The 22,172-nt window shown below is 69.4% G+C and carries 13 protein-coding genes; 11 read left to right on the top strand and 2 right to left on the bottom strand.

What is annotated here, in order from left to right; translation table 11 throughout:
* Positions 1-167 precede the first annotated feature (167 nt).
* The 4 genes from CVO76_RS07770 to CVO76_RS07755 all read left to right on the top strand — a co-directional run bounded on the left by CVO76_RS07770 (position 168) and on the right by CVO76_RS07755 (position 8,639).
* Entirely contained in the window at positions 168-824 is a 657-nt protein-coding gene (locus CVO76_RS07770) for an SAF domain-containing protein (RefSeq protein WP_244186267.1), read from the top strand.
* Positions 821-2,131, top strand: coding sequence for an AAA family ATPase (locus tag CVO76_RS07765; RefSeq protein WP_208741556.1), 1,311 nt, complete (start codon positions 821-823; stop codon positions 2,129-2,131). Before CVO76_RS07770 ends, CVO76_RS07765 begins: the two co-directional genes overlap by 4 nt.
* Positions 2,132-2,191: 60 nt before the next feature.
* Positions 2,192-7,030: an NAD-glutamate dehydrogenase gene (locus tag CVO76_RS07760; RefSeq protein WP_208741555.1), complete on the top strand. Its 4,839-nt coding sequence runs from the start codon at positions 2,192-2,194 to the stop codon at positions 7,028-7,030.
* Between the two features lie 133 nt (positions 7,031-7,163).
* Positions 7,164-8,639 carry a sensor histidine kinase gene (locus CVO76_RS07755; RefSeq protein ID WP_133080927.1) on the top strand — a complete coding sequence of 492 codons (1,476 nt, stop codon included), beginning with the start codon at positions 7,164-7,166 and terminating at the stop codon, positions 8,637-8,639.
* Positions 8,640-8,743: 104 nt separating this feature from the next.
* On the opposite strand, the gene CVO76_RS07750 is transcribed toward CVO76_RS07755, so the two are convergent.
* Positions 8,744-8,992, bottom strand: a complete 249-nt coding sequence (locus CVO76_RS07750; protein WP_055769355.1) for a WhiB family transcriptional regulator — start codon at positions 8,990-8,992, stop codon at positions 8,744-8,746.
* Positions 8,993-9,234: 242 nt separating this feature from the next.
* On the opposite strand from CVO76_RS07750, the gene CVO76_RS07745 reads away from it, so the two are divergent.
* Positions 9,235-9,657 (top strand): hypothetical protein, encoded by a 423-nt coding sequence (locus CVO76_RS07745; RefSeq protein ID WP_208741554.1) that lies wholly within the window; start codon positions 9,235-9,237, stop codon positions 9,655-9,657.
* On the opposite strand, the gene CVO76_RS17505 is transcribed toward CVO76_RS07745, so the two are convergent.
* Positions 9,620-13,729, bottom strand: coding sequence for an FtsK/SpoIIIE domain-containing protein (locus CVO76_RS17505; RefSeq protein WP_208741553.1), 4,110 nt, complete (start codon positions 13,727-13,729; stop codon positions 9,620-9,622). The genes CVO76_RS07745 and CVO76_RS17505 overlap by 38 nt on opposite strands.
* 202 nt (positions 13,730-13,931) lie before the next feature.
* Here CVO76_RS17505 and CVO76_RS07735 point away from each other — a divergent pair, with 202 nt between their 5' ends.
* The 6 genes from CVO76_RS07735 to CVO76_RS07710 all read left to right on the top strand — a co-directional run bounded on the left by CVO76_RS07735 (position 13,932) and on the right by CVO76_RS07710 (position 22,068).
* Positions 13,932-15,983: an acyltransferase family protein gene (locus CVO76_RS07735; RefSeq protein ID WP_208741552.1), complete on the top strand. Its 2,052-nt coding sequence runs from the start codon at positions 13,932-13,934 to the stop codon at positions 15,981-15,983.
* A 126-nt stretch (positions 15,984-16,109) separates the two neighbouring features.
* Complete coding sequence (glf, locus tag CVO76_RS07730) at positions 16,110-17,297, top strand: UDP-galactopyranose mutase (RefSeq protein ID WP_208741551.1); 1,188 nt, start codon at positions 16,110-16,112, stop codon at positions 17,295-17,297.
* On the top strand, positions 17,294-19,324 hold the full coding sequence (locus CVO76_RS07725; RefSeq protein WP_208741550.1) for a glycosyltransferase: 2,031 nt from the start codon (positions 17,294-17,296) through the stop codon (positions 19,322-19,324). Before glf ends, CVO76_RS07725 begins: the two co-directional genes overlap by 4 nt.
* 41 nt (positions 19,325-19,365) lie before the next feature.
* A complete protein-coding gene (locus CVO76_RS07720) occupies positions 19,366-20,211 on the top strand; it encodes an ABC transporter permease (protein WP_133080920.1) in 846 nt (281 codons plus the stop codon).
* A gap of 2 nt (positions 20,212-20,213) precedes the next feature.
* Positions 20,214-20,957, top strand: a complete 744-nt coding sequence (locus tag CVO76_RS07715; protein ID WP_133080919.1) for an ABC transporter ATP-binding protein — start codon at positions 20,214-20,216, stop codon at positions 20,955-20,957.
* Positions 20,958-21,036: 79 nt separating this feature from the next.
* Positions 21,037-22,068 (top strand): ABC transporter substrate-binding protein, encoded by a 1,032-nt coding sequence (locus tag CVO76_RS07710; RefSeq protein ID WP_208741549.1) that lies wholly within the window; start codon positions 21,037-21,039, stop codon positions 22,066-22,068.
* Positions 22,069-22,172: the final 104 nt, after the last annotated feature.

Below are 22,172 nucleotides of genomic sequence, written 5' to 3'. Positions count from 1 at the left end.
GGTTGTTCCGGTATGCGTCCAGTGTGCCACCGGGCCCGGTCGCTGATCCGGATTTCCACAGTTTGTCCCGTTTCGGCGCCGACCGGTTCCCTTGGTGGTTCCCGTGCACAACAATTGCTGCCAGGAGGGGCCGTCCGCCGGGCGGCCCACGTTCTCTGGGGGCGACAGTGAGTAGTGACGCACGCGTGGTGCACCTGCAGGGTGAGGCCCCGCGGCTGAAGAAGCCGTCGTGGAAGGACCCGCGCCTGCTCATCGGACTGATGCTGGTGCTCGCGTCGACGGCCGGGGTCATCGCACTGCTGGAGAGTCAGGACAGCACCACGGAGGTGTACGCGGCACGGGAGGACATCCCCGTCGGCTCCGCCCTGTCGCTCGAGGACGTCGTCGCCGTGCCGGTGAATCTCGGGGACTCCGCCGACGCCTACCGGCCGGTCGACGAGGGCTTTCCCGACGATTCCATCGCGACGAGACTCATTCCGCGGGGTGAACTCATCCCGGCGTCCGCGATCGGCCGCGCCGATGACCTCGACCGCAAGCCCGTCGGCCTCACCGTCGAGGATCCGCTGCCTTCCGGTACCGCCGCCGGTGACAGGGTGGACGTCTGGGTCTCCCTCCGGGCGGACACGAACACGTACGAGGAGCCGCGGTTGCTGCTCGAGGCCGCCGAGATCGCCGAGCTGACCGTCGGGGAGTCGGCCCTGGGTGGAAGCGCGTCGACCCTCGTGCAGGTCCTCGTCGATGACGCCGCCATGCCCCAGTTGCTCGACGCGCTCTCCAACGAGGCCCGGATCGCCGTCGTCCTCGATCCCGGCGCCGGATCGTGAATATCCCCGTCCTCACGCTCGGGCCGGCCGCGAGCGCATGCGTCCCCGGGCTCGAACGCCTGAGGGGTCCGGTCACGGTCGTCCGCCGGTGCGAGGAGCTCGCCGAACTCGTGGCCGCCTGCCAGTCCGGTCTCGCACGCGCCGTGATCATCGCGTCCGGCGCCGTCGAGCTCACCGCCTCACTGGTCGACCGGCTGCTGTTCGCGGGTGTCGTCGTCGTCGTGCTGACCGACGGGTCACCGGAGGGTCCGGCGATTCTCGACGGAGCCGAATACGTCGCCGCATCGGTGGACCCCGCCGCACTGGCAGAGGCAGTGTCCCGGGCGGTCGACAGGTTCGACGCCGGATCTGCCGGTTCTCGGGGATCGCTCGCCTACGCCGACCCGCGGGACGTGCCCGACGTCGCCGTCCCCGTGCAGGCCGATCCACCGCAGCCGCCCGGAGACGGACGGATCACGGCGGTCTGGGGGCCACCCGGCGGACCGGGTCGCACCACGGTGGCCCTGAACATGGCGGCCGAGCTGGCCGCGGCGGGAACGTCGGTCCTGCTGATCGATGCGGACACGTACGGTGCGAGCGTCGGTGCCGCGCTGGGGCTCCTCGACGAGTCGGCGGGGCTCCCCCAAGCCTGCCGGATCGCGGACCAGGGCGGCTTCGACGGTACGGCCCTCGCCAGGATCGCCGTGAACGTGGCCATCAAGGGCGGCCGGCTCAGGGTGCTGACGGGCATCACGCGGCCCGACCGCTGGCCCGAGCTGCGCCCGGCCGCCCTCGGTCAGGTCCTCGAGGCCGCCCGATCGATCGCCGACGTCACGATCGTCGACTGCGGATTCTGCCTGGAGACGGACGAGGAGCTGAGCTTCGATACACTCGCACCCCGCCGCAACGGTGCAACGCTCCGTTGCCTGGACGCCGCCGACTCGCTCATCGCCGTCGGGGGAGCGGACGCGGTCGGCGTCCCCCGCCTGGTGAAGGCGCTCGCCGAACTCGCGGACGTGGTGCCGACCGCCGCACCGCGCGTCGTGTTCAACAAGGTGAGGGCCACGGCCGTCGGCCGGGCACCCGAGAACCAGCTGAGGCAGGCATGGGAGCGCTTCGGGCCGGCGGCGGGGATCTCGGCCTTCCTCCCCGTGGACTACGCGGCCGTCGACCAGGCGCTCCTCGCGGGTACGGCCCTGCTCGAGACGGCACCGGCCTCGCGGCTCCGGCTCGCGATCGCCGAACTCGCCGAGGTGCCCGTCGCCGGGACGCGGAGGGGCGCCGGGGCAGCGACCCGGCGACGTGAAGTTTTCCGGCAACCCCGATAGGCTTCCTTGGTAAGAGGTCGCAACGGAGCGGCCTTTCATTTCGTTACGGAGGCCATCCCCATGTCGTCTGGATCCAGGACAACGGATCAGTTCAGCTCGGACACGTCAGGGGAGGAATTCGTAGAGCACTACTTCGAGCATCTCGCACTCGAGGACGCTGCCGGCTACGCACCGATCGACCTCCGCCAGCGCGCCTTCGCGCACCGCGATCTCGCCGGGTCCCGCGAGCCCGGAACCGCCGCCGTCGGTGTCATCGACCAGGGCGCCTCGAGCATCGTGATGATCGTCACCGACGACATGCCCTTCCTGGTCGACTCCGTCACGGCGGAGCTCGTGCGGCAGAACGCGGCCATCCAGCTGGTGGTCCACCCGACCTTCGTCGCGGTCCGCGACGAAGGGACCCACGCGCTGGCAGCACTCAAGCGCGTCCCGTCCACGGCCGGCGCCTCCAGCGGTGACACCGCCGCCCTGCCCAACGTCGGGGACATGATCGGCATCTCCGGCAGGGCCGCCCACATCGAGTCCTGGATGTCGGTCGAGGTCTCGCGACTTCCCGACGCGGCGGCCCGGGACTCGGTCGTCGACGGACTGCATCGCGTGCTGGGTGATGTCAGGTCTGCCGTCGAGGACTGGCCCGCCATGCGCGACATGGTGCGCTCCATCGAGTCGACCCTGGGCTCGATCGCGGGGGCCGAGGACATCCCCGACCTGCGGCAGGCACAGGAGCTCCTGCAGTGGCTCGACGACGGCAACTTCACCTTCCTCGGCTACAAGGAGTACGACCTCGTGACGGACGAGGGAGGCGCCGACGCCCTGCGGGTCCGTGACGGCAGCGGACTGGGCCTGCTGCGGAACGGGACCGGCGGAGGGCACCTCCAGCAACTCACCGCGGCGGGCCGCGCGAAGGCCCGTGAACGCCGCGTCCTCGTCATCACGAAGGCCAATTCCCGGTCGACGGTGCACCGCGCGGCATACCTCGACTACATCGGCATCAAGAGCTTCGACGCGCAGGGCAACGTGAACGGTGAGCGCCGCTTCATCGGACTCTTCGCCACCAGCGCCTACACCGGCTCGGTCCGCAACGTCCCCCTGGTCCGCGACAAGGTCACCGAGGTGCTGCGCCGGTGCGGCTTCCCGTCCGACTCGCACTCGGGGAAGGATCTGCTGTCCATCCTCGAGACCTACCCGCGCGACGAGCTCTTCCAGATCGAGGTCTCCGACCTGGTGTCGACCGCACTCGGGATCCTGCGGCTCCAGGAACGCCGGCGGACGCGGCTGTTCCTGCGCCCGGACGTCTACGGACGCTTCATGTCGGCCCTCGTCTACCTTCCCCGCGACCGGTACACCACGAGCGTCCGGCTGCGGATCGAGGAGGAACTGAGGACCGCGCTCGACGCGGATTCGATCGATTTCGAAGCCCGGATGAGCGAATCCGCCCTCGCGCGGCTGTTCTTCCGCATCCGGCTGCAGAAGGGAGCCGAGATCCCCGCGGTCGACGCCACGGAGCTGGAGGACCGTCTCGTGCGCGCCGCCCGGTCATGGTCCGAGGGCATCGTCGAGGTCGCGCAGGACAGGTTCGAGCAGGACACGGCCCAGCGCCTCGCGGCGCTGTGGGCGGAGTCCTTCCCGCCCAGCTACCGCGTCGACTACGAGGTCGAGGACGCGCTGGAGGACATCTCGCGCTTCGAGCGTCTCCCCGCAGCGCAGGCCGGGGCGCTCCAGCTGCACGTCTACGTGCCGGAGCGGCAGGATTCCGGCACGGTCGAGGACGCTCGCCTCAAGCTCTACCTGGCGGAGGCGAAGAGCCTCACGCAGATCCTGCCCTACCTCCACAACCTGGGTCTCGAGGTGCTGGACGAGCGGCCGTTCGAGATCACGCGGTCGGATGATCGTTCGTTCTTCCTCTACGACCTCGGCCTCCGGTACCCGGCGGGGATCTCGCCGCTCGGAACCGCACCCCTGCTGCAGGACGCCTTCACCGCCGCGGTGACCGGACGCAGCGAGTCCGACCAGTTCGACCGCCTCGTGCTGAGCGAGGAGCTCGGGTGGCGCCAGGTGCTGATCCTGCGCGCCTACGCGAAGTACCTGCGCCAGATGGGCAACACCAATTCCTACGGCTTCGTCGCGGACACGCTGCAGCGCAATGCCGTCGTCAGCCGTGCCCTCGTGGCGCTGTTCACGGCGCGTTTCGATCCCGACCTCGACGGGGACAGGGAGGTCGCCACGGCGGCCGCCCGGGCCGCGCTCGACGAAGGACTGGAGGGCGTGGCGACCCTCGACGCCGACCGCGTGCTGCGCACCTTCGCGAACCTCATCGAGGCGACCCTCCGGACCAACTACTTCCAGGACAAGCGCCACGTCAGCTTCAAGTTCGACACCGCGCGTATCGACGGAGCGCCGTTCCCCCGGCCCAAGTTCGAGATCTGGGTGTACTCGCCCCAGGTCGAGGGCGTGCACCTCCGGTTCGGCAAGGTGGCCCGCGGCGGCCTGCGCTGGTCCGACCGCCGGGAGGACTTCCGGACCGAGGTGCTCGGCCTGGTGAAGGCGCAGACGGTCAAGAACGCCGTCATCGTGCCCACCGGGGCCAAGGGAGGCTTCTTCGCGAAACAGCTCCCCGATCCCGCGGCCGACCGGCAGGCCTGGCTCGCGGAGGGGCAGGCGAGCTACCGGACCTTCATCCGGGGCCTGCTCGACATCACGGACAACGTGATCACGAACGGTACGACCGAGTCGGTCCTGCCTCCCGCCCGCGTGGTGCGGCACGACGACGACGACACCTATCTGGTGGTGGCGGCCGACAAGGGCACGGCGTCCTTCTCGGACATCGCCAACGAACTCTCCGCCGAGTACGACTTCTGGCTCGGTGACGCCTTCGCCTCCGGTGGCTCCGTCGGCTACGACCACAAGGCCATGGGCATCACCGCCCGCGGCGCCTGGGAGTCCGTCAAGCGGCACTTCAGCGAGTTCGACGTCGACACCCAGACCGACGACTTCACCGTGGTCGGTGTCGGTGACATGAGCGGCGACGTCTTCGGCAACGGCATGCTCCTGTCCGAGCACATCCGCCTAGTCGCGGCATTCGACCACCGCCACATCTTCCTCGACCCTAATCCGGACGCGGCCGCGTCCTTCGCCGAGCGGCGTCGGCTGTTCGACCTTCCTCGCTCGAGCTGGGAGGACTACGACACGGCGCTGATCAGCGAGGGTGGCGGGGTCTACCCGCGGCAGGCGAAGTCCATCCCCGTCTCCCCGCAGGTGCGGGAAGCACTCGGGCTCGAGGACGGCGTGTCGAAACTCAGTCCGCCGGAGCTGCTCCGCGCGATCCTGCGGGCGCCTGCCGACCTGCTCTACAACGGCGGCATCGGGACCTACGTGAAGGCGACCGACGAGACGCACGGCGAGGTCGGGGACCGCGCGAACGATGCCATCCGCGTCAACGGCAGTGAACTGCGCGCCCGCGTGGTCGGCGAGGGCGGCAACCTCGGCATGACCCAGCGGGGCCGGATCGAGGCCGCACTCGCGGGCGTCCTGCTCAACACGGACGCCATCGACAACAGCGCCGGGGTCGACTGCTCGGACCACGAGGTCAACATCAAGATCTTCGTCGACCGGATGGTGCGTGCCGGGCGCCTGCTGCCGGAGGAGCGCGCGGAGTTCCTGCACTCGATGACCGACGAGGTCGGCACCCTCGTGCTCCAGGACAACATCGACCAGAACGTCCTGCTGCTCAACGACCGCCAGCGGGTCATCGAGTGGAGCCCGAGCTACGAGCGGATGATGGACTGGCTCGAGAAGAAGGCGGATCTCGACCGCGACCTGGAAGCGCTACCGTCGACGGCCGAACTCCGCCGTCGCCTCGACGCCGGCCAGGGCCTCACGTCACCGGAACTGTCGGTGCTGGCCGCGTACGCCAAGATCGAGCTGACGAAGGTCCTGTCCGCCAGCGCCCTCGCGGACGACCCGTACTTCAGCGGCACCCTGCGCCGCTACTTCCCGCGCCGGCTGGTGGAACGGTTCGACGACCTGCTCGACACGCATCCGCTGCGTCGCGAGATCATCTCGACCGTGATCGCCAACGACATCATCAACCTGGGCGGCATCACCTTCGCCTTCCGCGTGATGGAGGAGACGTCAGTGCCGGAGCCGGTCATCGCCCGCGCCTTCGTGGCTCTGCGCGAGATCTACTCGCTGGACGAGACCGTCGATACCCTCGCTGCCCTCCCCGCGGACTTCCCGACGGACCGCTGGACGACGGTGCACCTGGACCTGCGCCGCCTGCTCGACCGCGCGGTGCGCTGGTTCGTCAACCACGTGGAGCCCGGCACGACGGTGGACGCCGACATCGCCGCCTTCCAGCCGCTCGTGGCCCCGTTCCGGGCCCGGCTCTCGGAATACCTGCGAGGCTGCGACCGGGAGCGTGCGCGCGAAGCGATGGAGACGGCGACCGAATGGCACCTGCCGGAGGAGCTCGGCCGCCACTGGGCCGAGCAGTTCGAGTCCTTCGCGCTGCTCGACATCGCATACAGCACGCGCCGGGTGGACGAGCCGGTCGAGAACATCGCCAAGGTGTACTACGCGGTCTACGACCGCTTCGAGGTGGACGACCTGCTGGAGCGGATCACCACGCTGCCGCGGACGGATCGCTGGCAGGCCCTGGCACGTGCAGCCCTGCGCGACGACCTCTACTCCACGATCGCCGACATCTCCGTCGCCGTCCTGCGGGCCTCGCAGGACCTGCAGGACCGCGATGCGGGTGAGCGCCTCCTGGCCTGGCAGGAGCAGAACGCGGACCAGTTGCAGCGGGCCAGCAACATGTTCGCGGAGGTCAACCAGCTGGAACAGGACGACATCTCGTCCCTGTCGGTCGCGCTGCGCCTCCTGCGGTCCATCGTGCGGTAGCGGAGCCCGCCCCGGCGGCCCGGGCGGGGCGATCGGGGTGACAGACTGGACCTGCGGCACACTGCGCCGCAGGTCCGGTCCGTCCCGGGCTCCGACCGCGCCGACGTACTGACCCGAGCAACAGAGAGACTCCATGGCTATCTTCACTGACCCGATCCGCGAGTACGCAGGATTCGAGCCCGGCGACGCCGAGTGGCTCCATCTCCTCGTGGGGGACTGGCAGATGGTGGCCGACCTCGCGTTCGCCGACCTCGCACTGTGGTTCCCCCTCGACGGCGGAGGCTACGTCGCCCTCGCCCACGCGCGGCCCTCGACCTCGCACACCGTCTTCCACAGCGACTTCGTCGGGGAGCGCATCCGCGCGGACCTCCAGCCCCTCGTCGACATCGCCTGGGAGTCGCAGAAGATCGAACGCTCGGGCGAGACGAACTGGACCACCGAGATGGCGATGCGCGTCGAGGCGGTCCCAATGGTGCGCAACGGCCGTACCCTCGCCGTCGTCACCACGCACATGGACCTCTCCAGCTCCAGGATGCCGTCGAGGCTCGAGCTGACCTACCGGCAGTGCGCCTACGACCTCCTGCGCATGGGGACCCTCGGCCTGTGGCCCGACTTCGCGACGCCGACCGGTTCCCGGCGGGGCGCTCCGCGCGTGGGTGACGGGTTGATCCGCCTCGACGTCGACGGGATCGTGCAATACGCCAGCCCCAACGGTGTGTCCGCCTTCCGACGGTTGGGCGATGTGGAGACCCTCGAGGGACGGCCCCTCGCGGAGATCACGACGGCGCTCCTCAAGGATCGGAGGATGGTCGACGAGACGCTCCCGCTGGTCGTCACCGGCCGGATGCCCTGGCGCACCGAGATCGGGTCCCGCGGCGTCAGCCTGTCGCTGCGGGCCATCCCGCTCCGCGACGAGAAGGAGCGCTTCGGCGCCCTCGTGCTCTGCCGGGACGTGTCCGAGCTCCGACGCCGCGAGATGGAGCTCGTGTCGAAGGACGCGACCATCCGGGAGATCCACCACCGCGTGAAGAACAACCTGCAGACCGTCGCGGCGCTGCTCCGGATGCAGTCCCGCAGGATGGTCAGCGACGAGGGGAAGCTCGGACTCGAGCAGGCCATGCGACGGGTGTCGACCATCGCCCTGGTTCATGAGACGCTCTCGCAGGGCCTGGCCCAGAGTGTCGACTTCGACGAGCTGATCTCCCGGCAGTTCCGCCTGTCGGCGGAGGTCGCCTCACCGTCGCAGGCGGTGCGCACCGAGCGCAGCGGCGACTTCGGGGAGCTGCCGAGCGATCTCGCGACACCGCTGGCCCTGGTGATCAACGAACTGGTCACGAACGCCGTCGAGCACGGCTTGTCAGGACGCGCAGGGACGGTGTGGCTGATGGCGAACCGCCGGACCGAGCCGGACGGCGAGGAGATCCTCCGGGTGACGATCGAGGACGACGGCGTCGGGCTGCCGCCCGGAGGGCACGCGGAGGGCCTCGGCCTGCAGATCGTCCGGACGCTGGTGACGAGTGAACTCGGCGGGACGATCGAGTGGAGCATCCGCCCCGGCGGCGGAACCTCCGTCACACTCGAGCTGGGACTGCACCTCAACCAGAACTAGCGCCCTCACAACCAGCACCGCAGGAACGACGAAGGGCCGCCCGATGGGCGGCCCTTCGTCGTACCGGTTCGTGTTCCGGCGCCGGCCGGATGATCCGGCGTCGGTCAGGAGGCGCGGCGGGCCCGAGCGGCCCGGCGCTTGAGCGCACGGCGCTCGTCCTCACTCAGTCCACCCCATACTCCGGCGTCCTGGCCCGACTCGATGGCCCACTGCAGGCAGGTGTCCTGCACCTGGCAGCGTCGGCACACGCTCTTCGCCTCTTCGATCTGAAGCAGCGCCGGTCCGGTGTTGCCGACCGGGAAGAACAGCTCCGGGTCCTTGTCCAGACAGGCCGCGCGACTACGCCAATCCATGGTGATCACATTCTCCTCTAGCCTCGCTCACCGTGAGTTTGTGAAAACATTCACGAGGGGGCTCATAGTAAAGGGGCCGACGTGGGCCCCCGGGTTTGCACTGCTTTTAAGGCTGTCACGTTACTACTGGGTAAACAAGGGGTTTTACCGTCCTAATTGATCGGATGGGTGAGTGGTTTGTCACAGCACCGCCGCCTTTCGTCGGCCAGGAGGGCGCCCGGCCCGTCGGGTAGGGTTCGAGAGTGGCCACAGACCCAGCCCCGCATTCCTCGAACCGACCTCGCGGCGTCGTCCTGATCGCCGCCGTCCTGGTCCTCGAGGCGGTAGCGCTCGTGGTCCTCGCCGTCGGTTCTCTCGGGACGGTCTTCGCGGCCGATCCGGTGTCCGTGGGAGGCTCGGTCTTCCTGGCTGTCCTGCTGCTGCTGGTCGCCGCGGCTCTGGCCGTGATGGCCCGCAAACTCGTCGCCGGCTTCCGGTGGCCCCGGTCCCCGTCACTCGTCGTCCAGCTGTTCCTGGTGATCCTCGCCTTCCCCTTCTTCTCCTCCGGGAACCCGGTGATCGGGCTCGCACTCATGGTCCCCGCCGCCGCCGTCATCGTGACCCTGTTCTCGAAGCCGGTCGTCGGTTTCACGGCGCGGCCCACGGGGGACGGGCGGACCCTGTAGGCCTGCTCGGAGGCGGGGGACCGGGTGTCCACCGCGTGGCGGCGCAGGCGACCTGGACCTCGACGGCTCCCGCCGGATCGCAGGCGTATCCCCGTCCGGGTACGGGTGGCGTGTCCAGGTCGAAGCGGGCCCCGAAGAAGTCGCCGTCGCCCGACGACCTCGGCGCCAGGACGAAGCCCCGGCCTGTGCTGCGCGCCTGGAGCGAGAGCGGCACACGCGCCATCAGCATGGGCCCGGGTGCCGCGGACAGGACGGCCGCGGCACCGCGGGCGACGAACTCCGAGAGCACCCGGTGCACATCGGCCGGAAGGGTGTCCGCGTCGTCGACCACCAGGATGCAATGCTCCGGCCGGCAGGCAGCGGAGCCGGGGTCCGCGATGCCCCGCCAGAACTGTGCGGCTCCGATGCCCGGCGGTGGTGCCACCGGGACGCGGTGGGATCCGCTGGACGCCGAGGCCGCGGAGAGCACCTCCAGGGCATTCGTGCGGCCGGAGGATGCACGCCCCAGCACCAGGTACGCCTCGCCCGGGTTCAGGGAGACGAAGTAGGGGTACAGGTCATCGCCGGAGACTCCCAGCAGGAGGTCGTGCCGTCCGCCCAGATCCCCGCCACCCCGGTGGACGAGCGCTTCGAGCATGACGGTCCGCGGAAGCGGATGGACCGGGAACGGGCGGCGGGCAGGAGGGCGGGAAGCGTGACGGGCGGGGGAGGGCCCGAGCGCCAGCTGGCATGCTGCATCCCCCCAGCTGCCCGTGATGCGTCCCTGGGCGAGCCCGCGACCCGCCACCTTATCGAGCGCCGGTATCGTCGGCCAGGTCAGCGTGCTCTCGGCGTGCGCGCCGAGGGGCAGGTAGACGCGGTTCGGCAGCAGGGCGAAGAACCGCGACGTGGTCAGGTCGCGGTCCCCGGCGACGAGCACGGCCACCCCGATCCTGCTGCCGTCCCGCGCGATCGTCAGGAGGTCCTCCTCCGCCCGTGCGGAACGACCGCTGCGGAACTGGCTGCTCCACCGGCCCCATCCGGTGATGGCGAGGACGATCCGCGGGAGGTCCTCCGGCGGCTCGACGTGCAGTGCGGCGAGCCGCTCGAGCACCCGGGCGGCACGCCGCGTCTCGAGTGACGGCACATGAGCGCCGACCTGGGGCAGGAGCGCGGATCCCGACAGGCTCCCGTCGCCGTCGAGCAGGTACAGGTGGAGATCCGGGTCCGCGTCCAGCAGGGATGCCACCGCTCCTCCGAGAGCCTCCGTCCCACCGCTGCCGGGCAGACCGACCAGCGCCAGGTGCGAATGGTCCGCCGGCCGCCACTGCAGGATTCGCTGTGCCTGGCGGTCGGGGAGATCGGCGATGCCGAGCAGCGCACCCGCTGCGGACGCCGCTTCCCGTGACGGGTCGGCCGGCAGGAGGGCGGCGCACGCAGCCGGTCCGACGGAGGTCGGCAGCGGAGGGAGGATCGGCCGAGCCGGACGCCCGGCCGCCATGCCGGCTGCGGCCTCGGCGAGCGCCGCCGCCGCATGCTCGAGGGCGCCGCGATCCTGACCCGATCCAGGGGTGGCGCGTCCCGTCCTGGTCGGTCGCCGATCGGAGGGTGGCTCCCGTCCGCTGCCCGCGGCAGGGCGCGGTTCCGCCGGTTCTTCGCGTGCGCCGCCGCCGAGGTAGGTGACCAGGTCCTGCCACCCGGCGGAGAGGTCTGCCGCGGCGGTGCTCGAGCAGGATGACACCTGGAAGGCGACCGGCGGCTCCGCCCCCCGGCGCAGGAAAGCCCTGCCGGGGGTGCCGACGGGCAGATCGGCTGCCACCCCGGATCCGAGCAGCTCCTGGGACTCCATGGCCGTCTGGACCCTCAGCAGCACTGTCGAGGTGAGGTTCGCCCGCATATCCGGCGGAACCGCGCCCTGCACCCGCTGTGTCGCCAGGACGAGGTGGACGCCCAGGGAGCGGCCGAGCGCGGCGAGCTTCAGGAGGTCGGCACCGGCCGAGGGGACGTCGTCGCTCAGCATCCGGAACTCGTCGATCACGACGACCAGTCGTGGCGGACACGAGGACGGCGACACCCCGCGTAGTTCGTCCAGGTCGGAGGAGGCGTGGTCGGCGCACAGGCGTTCACGGCGTCCCAGCTCGGCGCGCAGCGAGGTGAGGGCCCGAGCCGTCGACTCGACGGACAGGTCCGTCAGGCTACCCACGCAGTGGGGAAGCGCTGCGAGCGGACCCAGGGCTGCGCCGCCCTTGTAGTCGATCAGCAGCAGTGCCAGCTGCCGGGGCGGCTGGTCCACCGCGAGTCCCAGCACCAGGGTCCTCAGGAACTCCGACTTCCCGGAGCCGGTGGTGCCGGCGACCAGGAGGTGCGGGCCGTCCACCACCAGGTCGATGAGGACGGGGCCGGTCGCCGACTCGCCGACGTGGGCGACCGGTCGTCCGGCGTCTGCCGTCGACCAGCGGCGTCGTGCTGTTCGGACGAGGCTGTCCGGGGTGAGCTGCCCGTCCCAGAAGGAGACGGACCGCGGGACCGTGCCACGGACCGACCGGACATCGGGCCGGTCGACGCCCGCGGATCCTGCTCCGTCCGCTGCCGCCCGTGCCAGTGCCCGTGCCGTCCGCTCGAAGACCTGCGCGGAGACGCCGTCCGGCACCACGTCGTACTCGCATCCACCGATGGAGGCCCGGGCAGTTCCCGCACCGATGGTCAGGTGCCCACCCGGCGGTGCCGCCTCCGCGGCAGCGCCCCGGGCAGCGAACCACACCAGGGGCAGCCCGGTGAGCTCCGGCAGGTCGGGCAGGTCGTCGGAGAACTGGAGGACCAGCCGGACTCCGTGCTCCCCGAGGAGCGAGGCGAGCACGACGGGATCCCGCGTGAGGCGGACGTTCGGGAGGAAGCGGGCGGCCTGCGGAAGATCCGGGACCGATCCCCAGCAGATGATGGGCGCGCCGCCGGACGCCGGATGAGCCACCTGCAGGAGCACGGCGCGAGCCAGGGCCTGCACGGCCCCGTCCTCGCCCGAGATGGTGACCTGCTGGCTGCCAGGGGCATCCGTCCGCGCGGGACACGGCAGGTGCAGCGGCAGTCCGGGAAGGATCGGCGGGACGAAGGGCGCACCGGTCGGCCCGGTCGCGAGGCGGGCCGGCTGATCCGCCGTGCCGAGCCTCAGCAGGAGCGGGTCCGGTGCGGGCGACCGTGACCGCGGTGGAGGTCCAGGTCGCCGGCGCAGCGCCCGCAGGGCGTCCAGGGCCGTCTGGCCGGGTTCGGGAACAGCGCGGGTACGCCGGTCGCGGTCCCGTTCCGCGGCGGTTCGCACGGCGCACGCGAAATCCCGGGACTGACGGCGGTACGCGAGCAGGGGTACGAGGCCGGTTCCGGCGGACAGGGCGCTGAAGGCGAGGAAGAACCACATCCCGGTGGCAAGGGCCAGGACGACACCGAGGACGAGCGGTAGCAGCGCGGTGAGGACCATGGTGCGGGATGGGCGGCGGGGGAGGTCCTGTCCGACGGCCAGGGGCTCGAGGATGTCCGGCGCCGGTCCGGGCACCCACCCCGCATCGTCCATGAGCTCGATCCGGCACCGGCTCGCGCCGAACCGGAGCCCCGCGGAGACGGTGATGCCGGCGCCGATGATCCGCTCGTCGTCGACGAACGTCCCGTTCGCCGACCCCAGGTCCTCGAGCAGGATTGAGTCCGCCGTGATGGTGAGGAGGGCGTGCCGCCTGGAGAGGGACGGATCGGCGATGACGATGTCGCTGCCGGCACGTCCAATCGTGTAGCCACCCCGCGTGAGCGGGATCACCTGCCCCGCGTCGGGACCCGCGCGCACCACGAAGACCAGGTGGGGGACGGGCGGCGGTCCGGGTGCTCGCCCGAGCGGCCCTGCCACGATGATCGCCCCGTCGACGAGGGCTCCGGTGTGCGGCACCAGTGTGTCCAGGGGCCGGCCGTCCACCGAGAACGGTCCGCTGTAGCCGGCCGCCTCGAGCTGGTCGGCGAGCGCGCTGCCGGTCCCCAGCACCTCCGGGTCCACGACGATCTCCCGCGTGGGAGAGCTGTGCGGGGGACTGCTCGCGAGGGTGACGTGCAGGTCCATGGAGCCTCCTGGGACGACGGTGCCTCCGAGGCTAGGGTCGGTCCGGGTGTGCGTCGGGCCGGCAGGGTGCGTTGTGGACAAGGGCCGGGGCGTCATCGGAGCAGGCCGGGTGCCGTCGGCGCCGAAAGCCGGGGGCGCCTTGCCGGGATCGTGGAGGTCCTCCCGGTACAATCGTTCATCGTGCCTACCCTGAAAGCCCGCCATGGCAGTCGTTGACGTCAGTCCTGCTGCCCTCTCCCGCAGTGGGAGACGCAGCAGCGATCGGGGTTTCCGCCCCGAAGTGCAGGGCCTGCGGGCCCTGGCCGTCCTGATGGTCGTGTCCTACCACGTCTGGTTCGGCCGCGTGTCGGGCGGCGTGGACGTCTTCCTCCTGATCTCGGCCTTCCTCCTGGCCCTGTCGTTCCTCCGCAAGGTGGAGTCGGGGAAGCCGCTGGACCTGGTCCGGCACTGGCTGCACCAGTTCAAGCGGCTGCTGCCGGCCGTCGTCGTCGTCATCGTGGGTGTCCTCGGGGCGAGCTACGTGCTGGTCCCGCAGTCGCGCTGGCCGGGGATCATCGAGCAGTCGTGGGCCTCCCTGTTCTACGCGCAGAACTGGGTGCTCGCGTCCGATGCCGTCGACTACTACGCGGAGGACCACAGCCTCGCGAGCCCCCTGCAGCATTTCTGGTCGCTCTCGGTCCAGGGACAGGTGTTCATCCTGTGGCCCCTGCTGTTCCTGGCCAGCTCCGTGCTGGCGCGGCGATACAGGCTGAAGTTCCGCGGTGTCGTGCTGCTGGTGTTCGGGGCCCTGTTCGTGGCATCGCTCGCGTTCTCGGTCTGGGAGACCTACACGAACCAGGCCTACGCCTACTTCGACACGCGGGCGCGTCTGTGGGAGTTCGCCTTCGGCACCCTGCTCGCCCTGGCCCTGCCCTTCATCCGCCTGCCGCGCGCCCTGCGCATCGGAGCAGGGTGGGCCGGCGTCGCGGCGATGCTCAGCGGCGGGTTCCTCCTCGACGTCCAGGGCCAGTTCCCGGGATACGTGGCACTGTGGCCCCTGGTGGCCGCAGCCCTCGTGATCGTGGCCGGACAGACGGACAGCCCGATGGGAGCAGACCGCTTCCTCTCCTCGAAACCCCTGGTCCGCATGGGCGATCTGTCCTACGCGCTGTACCTGTGGCACTGGCCGGTCCTCGTGCTGGCGCTCGTCTGGCAGGACAGGACGTCACCCGGCGTGCTCGGTGGGTTCCTGGTCATCGCGGTGTCCCTGGTGCTGGCCTATGCCACGATGCGTTTCGTCGAACGGCCGATGCGGGCACTGGCGTGGGCGGACAGGCGACGCCGTCGCGCGGTGATGGTGCTGGTCGTCAGCGTGGCGCTCGTCGCGGCACCGCTGACCCTCTGGCAGCAGGCAATCACGCAGCAGGCCCGGGAGATCGCCGCGAATGCCGACACGAACAACCCGGGTGCGCTGGTGCTGGACCCGCTCCTGAACCTGTCCGCTCCCGAGAACGTGCCACCCATCCCCGCGACCACCGAGCTGAGCAAGGAGTACTTCCAGCTCGACCGGTTCTGCGACGGGGAGGACGAACCCGACGACGAACTGCTGCGGAAGAACTGCAACGTCATCATGCCGCCATCAGCACCGGTGCTCGACATCGTCGTCGTGGGCGACTCGCATTCCCAGCAGTGGTCCGTCCCGCTGGCCCAGATGGCCCAGGAGCGGGGATGGAAGATGACCTTCGTGCTCCTCGGAGGCTGCAAGTACGGTGCGGGCCCGGAGGGACGCACGCCCGAATGCGAGCAGTGGAATGCAGCGGTCACCGACTATGTGCTCGACCAGTCACCCGACCTCGTCTACACGGTCGGGACCGTCGCGCGCAGTGACGACCCCCAGGACGTCCTGCCGGCCGGTTTCGCGCAGACCGCGAGGATGCTCGACGACAACGGCATCCAGGTGGTGGCCGTCCGTGACAACCCGCGATTCACGACCGACAGGGTCCTGTGCGTCGAATCGCAGGGGGCGGAGAGCCCGGACTGCAATCCTGCCCGCACCGCGACCCTCAGCGATCGGCCCCCGGTCGACGAGCTGCTCGAGCAGGCTCCGGACGTCGCATTCCTCGACTTCACCGACTACCTGTGCCGGGCCGAGGACTGCCCGGCCGTCGTGGGCAACATCTTCGTGTACATCGACGAGAACCACGTCAGCGCCACCTACCTCCGATCCCTGACGCCGATCTTCGCCCAGAGGTTCGACGAGGCAGTCCAGCTGTAGGCCGGTCGCAGGTCCGGTGGCCGTGCAGGCGCACGCCCACCGACTCCCATCGTTGGAAGGTCCGTGGCTCCCGTCGGGTAGCCTTGAACGGGCATGTCCGTTGTTCGAATCAACCCAGGAGCATTTGTGAACGTTGACCTCGTTGTCGTTGGATCGGGCTTTTTCGGCCTGACCATAGCTGAACGGGCGGCCACCCAGCTCGGCCTCAAAGTCGCCGTGCTCGACCGGCGTCACCACATCGGTGGCAATGCCTACAGTGAGAACGAGGCCCGGACCGGGATCGAGGTGCACCGCTACGGCGCCCACCTGTTCCACACCTCGAACGAGCGGGTGTGGGACTACGTCCACAACTTCACCGAGTTCACGAACTACGTGCACAAGGTCTACACCCGCCACAAGGGCGAGGTGTATCCCATGCCGATCAACCTCGGCACGATCAACCAGTTCTTCCGCTCGGCGCTCGGCCCCACCGAGGCGCGCGCCCTCATCCAGGAGCAGGCCGGAGAACTCGCCGGGACGGATCCGCAGAACCTGAACGACAAGGGCATCCAGCTGATCGGGCGCCCCCTCTACGAGGCGTTCATCAAGTACTACACGGGCAAGCAGTGGCAGACCGATCCCAAGGACCTCCCGGCCGAGATCATCTCCCGCCTCCCGGTGCGGTACACCTACGACAACCGGTACTTCAACGACAAGTACGAGGGCCTGCCGGTCAACGGCTACACCGCCTGGATCGAGCGGATGGCTGACCACCCCAACATCGACGTCCACCTGAACACGGACTTCTTCGACGAGGGCCACGAGTACTCCCGCTCGACGACCCTCGGCCAGGTGCCCGTCGTCTACACCGGACCCGTCGACCGGTACTTCGACTTCGCCGAAGGCGACCTGTCCTGGCGCACCATCGACCTCGAGGAGGAAGTCCTCCCGATGGAGGACTTCCAGGGCTGCTCGGTGATGAACTACCCCGACGAGGACGCCGCCTTCACCCGCATCCACGAGTTCCGCCACTTCCATCCGGAACGGGACTACACCAAGGACGCGACGGTCATCATGCGCGAGTACTCCCGGTTCGCGGAGAAGGGCGACGAGCCCTACTACCCGATCAACACGACCGACGACCGGGCGAAGCTCCTCGCCTACCGCGACCTGGCGAAGGGCGAGAAGTCGGTCCTGTTCGGCGGCCGGCTTGGGACCTACAAGTACCTCGACATGCACATGGCCATCGGATCCGCCCTGAGCATGTTCGACAACAAGGTCACCCCCCACTTCACCAGCGGGCAGGCATTCGAGAGTGGCGGAGTCGACGCGTGACCATCGGAGCGACCCAGGACAGCAGCAGCAGGACGGGATCCGACAGCGCCGTGCTCCAGGTGGTCCATAAGGTCGTCCTCCCGGTCGAGGGCGACACCGACGTCCTTCCCCTGTACGTGGACTTCAGCCCCGCGCGACGGGTCGTCGACCCCTCGCGCCGGGCGATCCGGCAGGGGGCGCCGAAGACGGCAGCCACGCCTCCCGCCCTGAGCCACCAGCGGTCCGACTTCATCGTCGGTCGATCGAGCCTCAAGCTGCCGGCCCACCAGCGGGTCTCCCTCGGGACCTACTTCAACGCCTTCCCGGCCAGTTACTGGCGCCGTCACACCCCGGTACGCTCCGTCCGCCTGCGGGTCGAAGTGGGCGTCGAGGACGGCGCGGAGGCGTCGGTCATCGTGTACCGGTCCAGTCCACGCGGCACGTCGAACAGGGTCGACAGTGCGACGACGACGGGGAACGGCGAGCTGGTCTTCGATCTGCCGCTGACGGCATTCGTCGACGGCGGCTGGTACTGGTTCGACCTCGTCGCGCACGACAAAGAGGTGCTGCTCACCCGGGCCGACTGGTCCGTGCCCGCCGCGTCGGCGCGCAGCCACGGGTCCCTGTCCATCGCCGTGACGACCTTCAACCGCCCCGAGTACGCGGTACGGCACATGACGACGCTCGCGGACGATGCCGACCTGCTCGAGGTCCTGGACCGCCTGATCATCGTCGACCAGGGGAACGATCTGGTCGCGGACCAGGACGGCTACGCGTCGGCAGCCGCACGGCTGGGCGAGAGGTTCCGCCTCGTCGAGCAGGCGAATCTCGGTGGGTCGGGCGGTTTCGCGCGAGGGATGGAGGAAGCCCTGCGGGCGGACGACAGCGGCTATGTCCTGCTGCTCGACGACGACGTGAGCATCGAGACCGAGGGCATCCTCCGCGCCCTGCACTTCGCGAACTTCACCACCGACCCCACCATCGTGGGTGGCCACATGTTCAACCTCTACGAGAGGTCGGTCCTGCACACCTTCGGCGAGCAGGTGGACCGACGGAGGTTCTTCTGGGGACCCGCGGCGAAGAGTCTCGAGGGCCACGATTTCGCCGAGCGCAATCTGAGGATGACGCCCTGGATGCACCGCCGGGTGGACGTCGACTACAACGGCTGGTGGATGTGCCTGATCCCGCTGGAGATCGTCCGCGAGATCGGGCTCGCCCTGCCCGTGTTCATCAAATGGGACGATGCGGAGTACGGGGTCCGGGCGCAGAAGGCCGGCTTCTCCACGGTGACCCTGCCGGGTGCAGCGGTCTGGCACATGCCCTGGACGGAGAAGGACGACACGATCGACTGGCAGGCGTACTACCACCAGCGCAACCGGTGGGTCGCGGCGCTCAGCCACTCACCCTTCGATCGCGGGGGCCGGATGCCCTTCGAGAGCTTCGCACTCGACGTACGGCATCTCCTCTCGATGCAGTATTCCGCCGTCGCCGTCCGCGTCAAGGCGCTCGACGACGTCCTCGAGGGACCGGGACATCTCCACGCGACCCTGGGGGAGCGGCTGCAGTGGGTCCGGACGACCCGTCGCGACTTCACGGATGCGCGCGTGCTGCCGAACATCTCGGACTTCCCCGAGGTCCGGGAACGGAACAGCCACCAGAACATCCAGGAGCCCGCGACGGTCCTCGAATCTCTGGTACGTGCAGCTCTCGCCATGGCGTCCCAGCCGCGGCGGGTGTCCGCCGACGCCGCGGAGCGCCCCACCGTCGAGGTGCCGGCCATGGATGCGCGGTGGTGGCGCCTCACCCGCTTCGATTCCGCGCTGGTCACCGCGTCGGACGGGACGGGAGCGTCGTGGTACCGCCGCGACCGGAAGATGTTCTTCTCCCTCCTCGGCCAGACCGTGTCACGGCACTGGAGGCTCGTGAGCAACTGGCCCGAACTGAGGGGACAGTATCGGGAAGCCCTGCCCGGGTTCACCAGCCGCCAGGCGTGGAACGAGACCTTCCGGCGGTTCTCGAAGGAGACCGAGGGAGACACGGCAGATTGAGCAGCGGCATGCGAGGATCCGCAGCAGGTCCGCCGAGTGCCATGCAGACACCCGGTGCCGGTGGCGGGCTCACCGCCGTCCTCCGGAATCGGTTCCTGCTGCGCCTGCTGGTCCGAAAGGAGATCCGGGTCCGCTACCGTGGATCGGTGCTCGGCCTCCTCTGGTCGTACCTGAAGCCGCTCCTGCAGTTCTCCGTGTACTACGTCGCACTCGGCATCTTCCTGAATCTGCAGGGCACGACGGAGAACTACGCCGTCTACCTCTTCTCCGGGATCGTGCTCATCAACTTCTTCACGGAGGCTTTCGGCAACGCGACGCGGTCGATCGTCGAGAACCGTGACCTCATCAAGAAGATCTACCTCCCTCGGGAACTGTTCCCCATGTCGGCGGTCTGGGTCTCGGCCGTCCACTTCTTCCCTCAGGTGCTCGTCCTCGGAGGTGCCTGCCTGATCGTCGGCTGGCGTCCGGACGTCCTGCAGCTGTTCCTGGTGCTCGTCGGGTTCCTCATCGTCGCCTGTCTCGCCACCGGGCTCGGGTTGCTGTTCGGGGCCGTCAACGTCTACTTCCGCGACGCCGAGAACCTCGTCGACATGATCCTCATGGTCGTCACCTGGGCGTCCCCGGTCCTCTACAGCTGGAACCTGGTCAGCGACGCCCTCGGCCCGTGGTTCTTCCTCTACCAGTTGAATCCCATGACCGTGGCGGTGGAGCTGTTCCACTACGGGTTCTGGGTCCCCACGCTCGACGCCGCATCGGCCGGCCCTGCGCTGATGCCGGACATCCTCGCCGTATGGGTGCCCACGGCCGCGGTCGTGTCGGTGCTGATCCTCCTCCTCGGCCAATTCGTCTTCCGGCGCCTGTCGGCCAACTTCGCCCAGGAGCTCTGAGAATGCCTACCGATGCGATCGTCGCCACCGGACTCCAGAAACGCTTCGTCCTGCGCCACACCCGATCGCTGAAGGAGGCGTTCGTCTGGTTCGTCCGCGGGCGGCACGGTGATCTCGTGCAGAAGTTCAACGCGCTCGACGACATCAGTTTCACCGTGCGGAGCGGTGAGACGGTCGCGCTGCTGGGGCTGAACGGGTCGGGCAAGTCGACCCTCCTCAAACTGATCTCCGGGGTGCTGCAGCCGGACGCCGGGGTGATCCGCACGAGGGGCCACCTCGCGGGGCTGATCGAGGTCGGGGCCGGTTTCCACCACGACCTCAGCGGCCGGGAGAACGTGTATCTCAACGGCGCCATCCTCGGCATGTCCCAGCGGGACATCGAGGAACGGTTCGCCTCCATCGTGGAGTTCGCCGAGATCGGTGAGTTCATCGACACCGAGGTCAAGTTCTACTCGTCCGGCATGTACCTCCGGCTCGCGTTCTCGATCGCCGTCCACACCGATCCGGACATCTTCCTGGTCGACGAGATCCTCGCCGTCGGGGACGAGCCCTTCCAGCGGAAGTGCCTGGCGAAGATCCGGGAGCTGGCGGCGGCGGGCAAGACCCTCATCGTCGTCAGTCACGACCTCGACCTGGTGTCGAGCGTCTGCGAACGCGGGATCCTCCTGGAGAACGGCCGGCTGGTGAAGGACGGCGAGGTGTCATCCGTCGTCTCGGAGCTGAGACAACGCGCGAGGGACCACTAGGAGGTCCCCACCAGACGGCGTCCGCCGTCGGGCACCTCGGGAATCGCCGGGACTGCCAGGATTCACGAGAGGAAGATCTGTGAGAGACGAGAGCGCCCGCAAGGCATCTCCTGCGATGAGCCGTCGGACCGTCATGCTGGGGATGCTGGGGTTGCCGTTCGTCGTCAGTGCGTGCACCGGCGCCGGCGAGGAACCGGGGAGCGACGCGGGTGCCTTCCCGGTCGACATCGCCCACCGGTTCGGGACCACCACCGTCCGGAAGCAGCCCCTGCGCATCGCGACCTTCGGCTTCGCCGCCGCGGACGTCTGCCTGGCGCTCGGGATCGCACCGGTCGGCATGCCGGGATCGAACGCCACACCGTGGTACAACCTCCGGCGCATCGCCGAGGAGACGCTGATGCCGGTCCTCTACGCGGACGAGCTCGACCTCTCCCTCGCCGCGATCGAGGAGCTCGAGCCCGACCTCATCTTCACCCTCGGCGCCGACATCACGCGGGCCCAGTACGATCAGCTCTCGGAGATCGCCCCGGTCGTCCACGGCACGACGGCGGGGAAGCCCACCTGGCGTGAGACGGTCGACGTCGTCGCGCGGGCGATCGGACGTGCCGACGAGGGCGCCGACCTCGTCCGGGACACGGAGCGGACGATCCCGGCGTCGGTCTCCGATTACCCTGATCTGGCAGGGGTCACCGTCCTGGTCGTCGAGGCCTTTCCCGTGGCCGGAGCCGATCTCGCCGTCTACGGTGAGGCGTCCGGCCCTGCGAACCTCCTCGGCGAATTCGGCCTGCGGCCGGCACCACTTCCGACCGGCATCGAGAACGCCGGCGAGGTCGAGGACGACGTGTTCGGTCGTGTCGGGCAGCTCCGCTGGCCACGCGCGCAGGCGGAGGAACTCCGGGCGGAGGTCCTGGTCCTCGTCGCGGAACGACAGCGGTCCCAGGAACTGGCCGACGAACTGGGCCCTGATCTCGACGAGGCGACCCAGGTCGTCATCGCACCGAAGGACGAGATGGGTGCGGCCATGATCATGGAGTCACCCCTCAGCATCGAGTGGCTGGCCCGGAACTTCATCCCGGTCCTGGCGGAGGCAGCCTTCAACGCGCAGCAGTAGGCCTGCACCGCCGGGAGTCCGGCGACAACGTCGGCCGGACGACGGCGCCGGCTCCCGTCCGGAGACGGGGGAGGAGCGGCCCGAGGCGGCCGGCCCTGCTCGGT

This window comes from Arthrobacter agilis (genome assembly GCF_002953615.1).
Taxonomy (GTDB): domain Bacteria; phylum Actinomycetota; class Actinomycetes; order Actinomycetales; family Micrococcaceae; genus Arthrobacter_D; species Arthrobacter_D agilis_B.
Note: the sequence above shows the minus strand (reverse complement) of the source record. Positions and strands in the feature narration are given on the sequence as shown.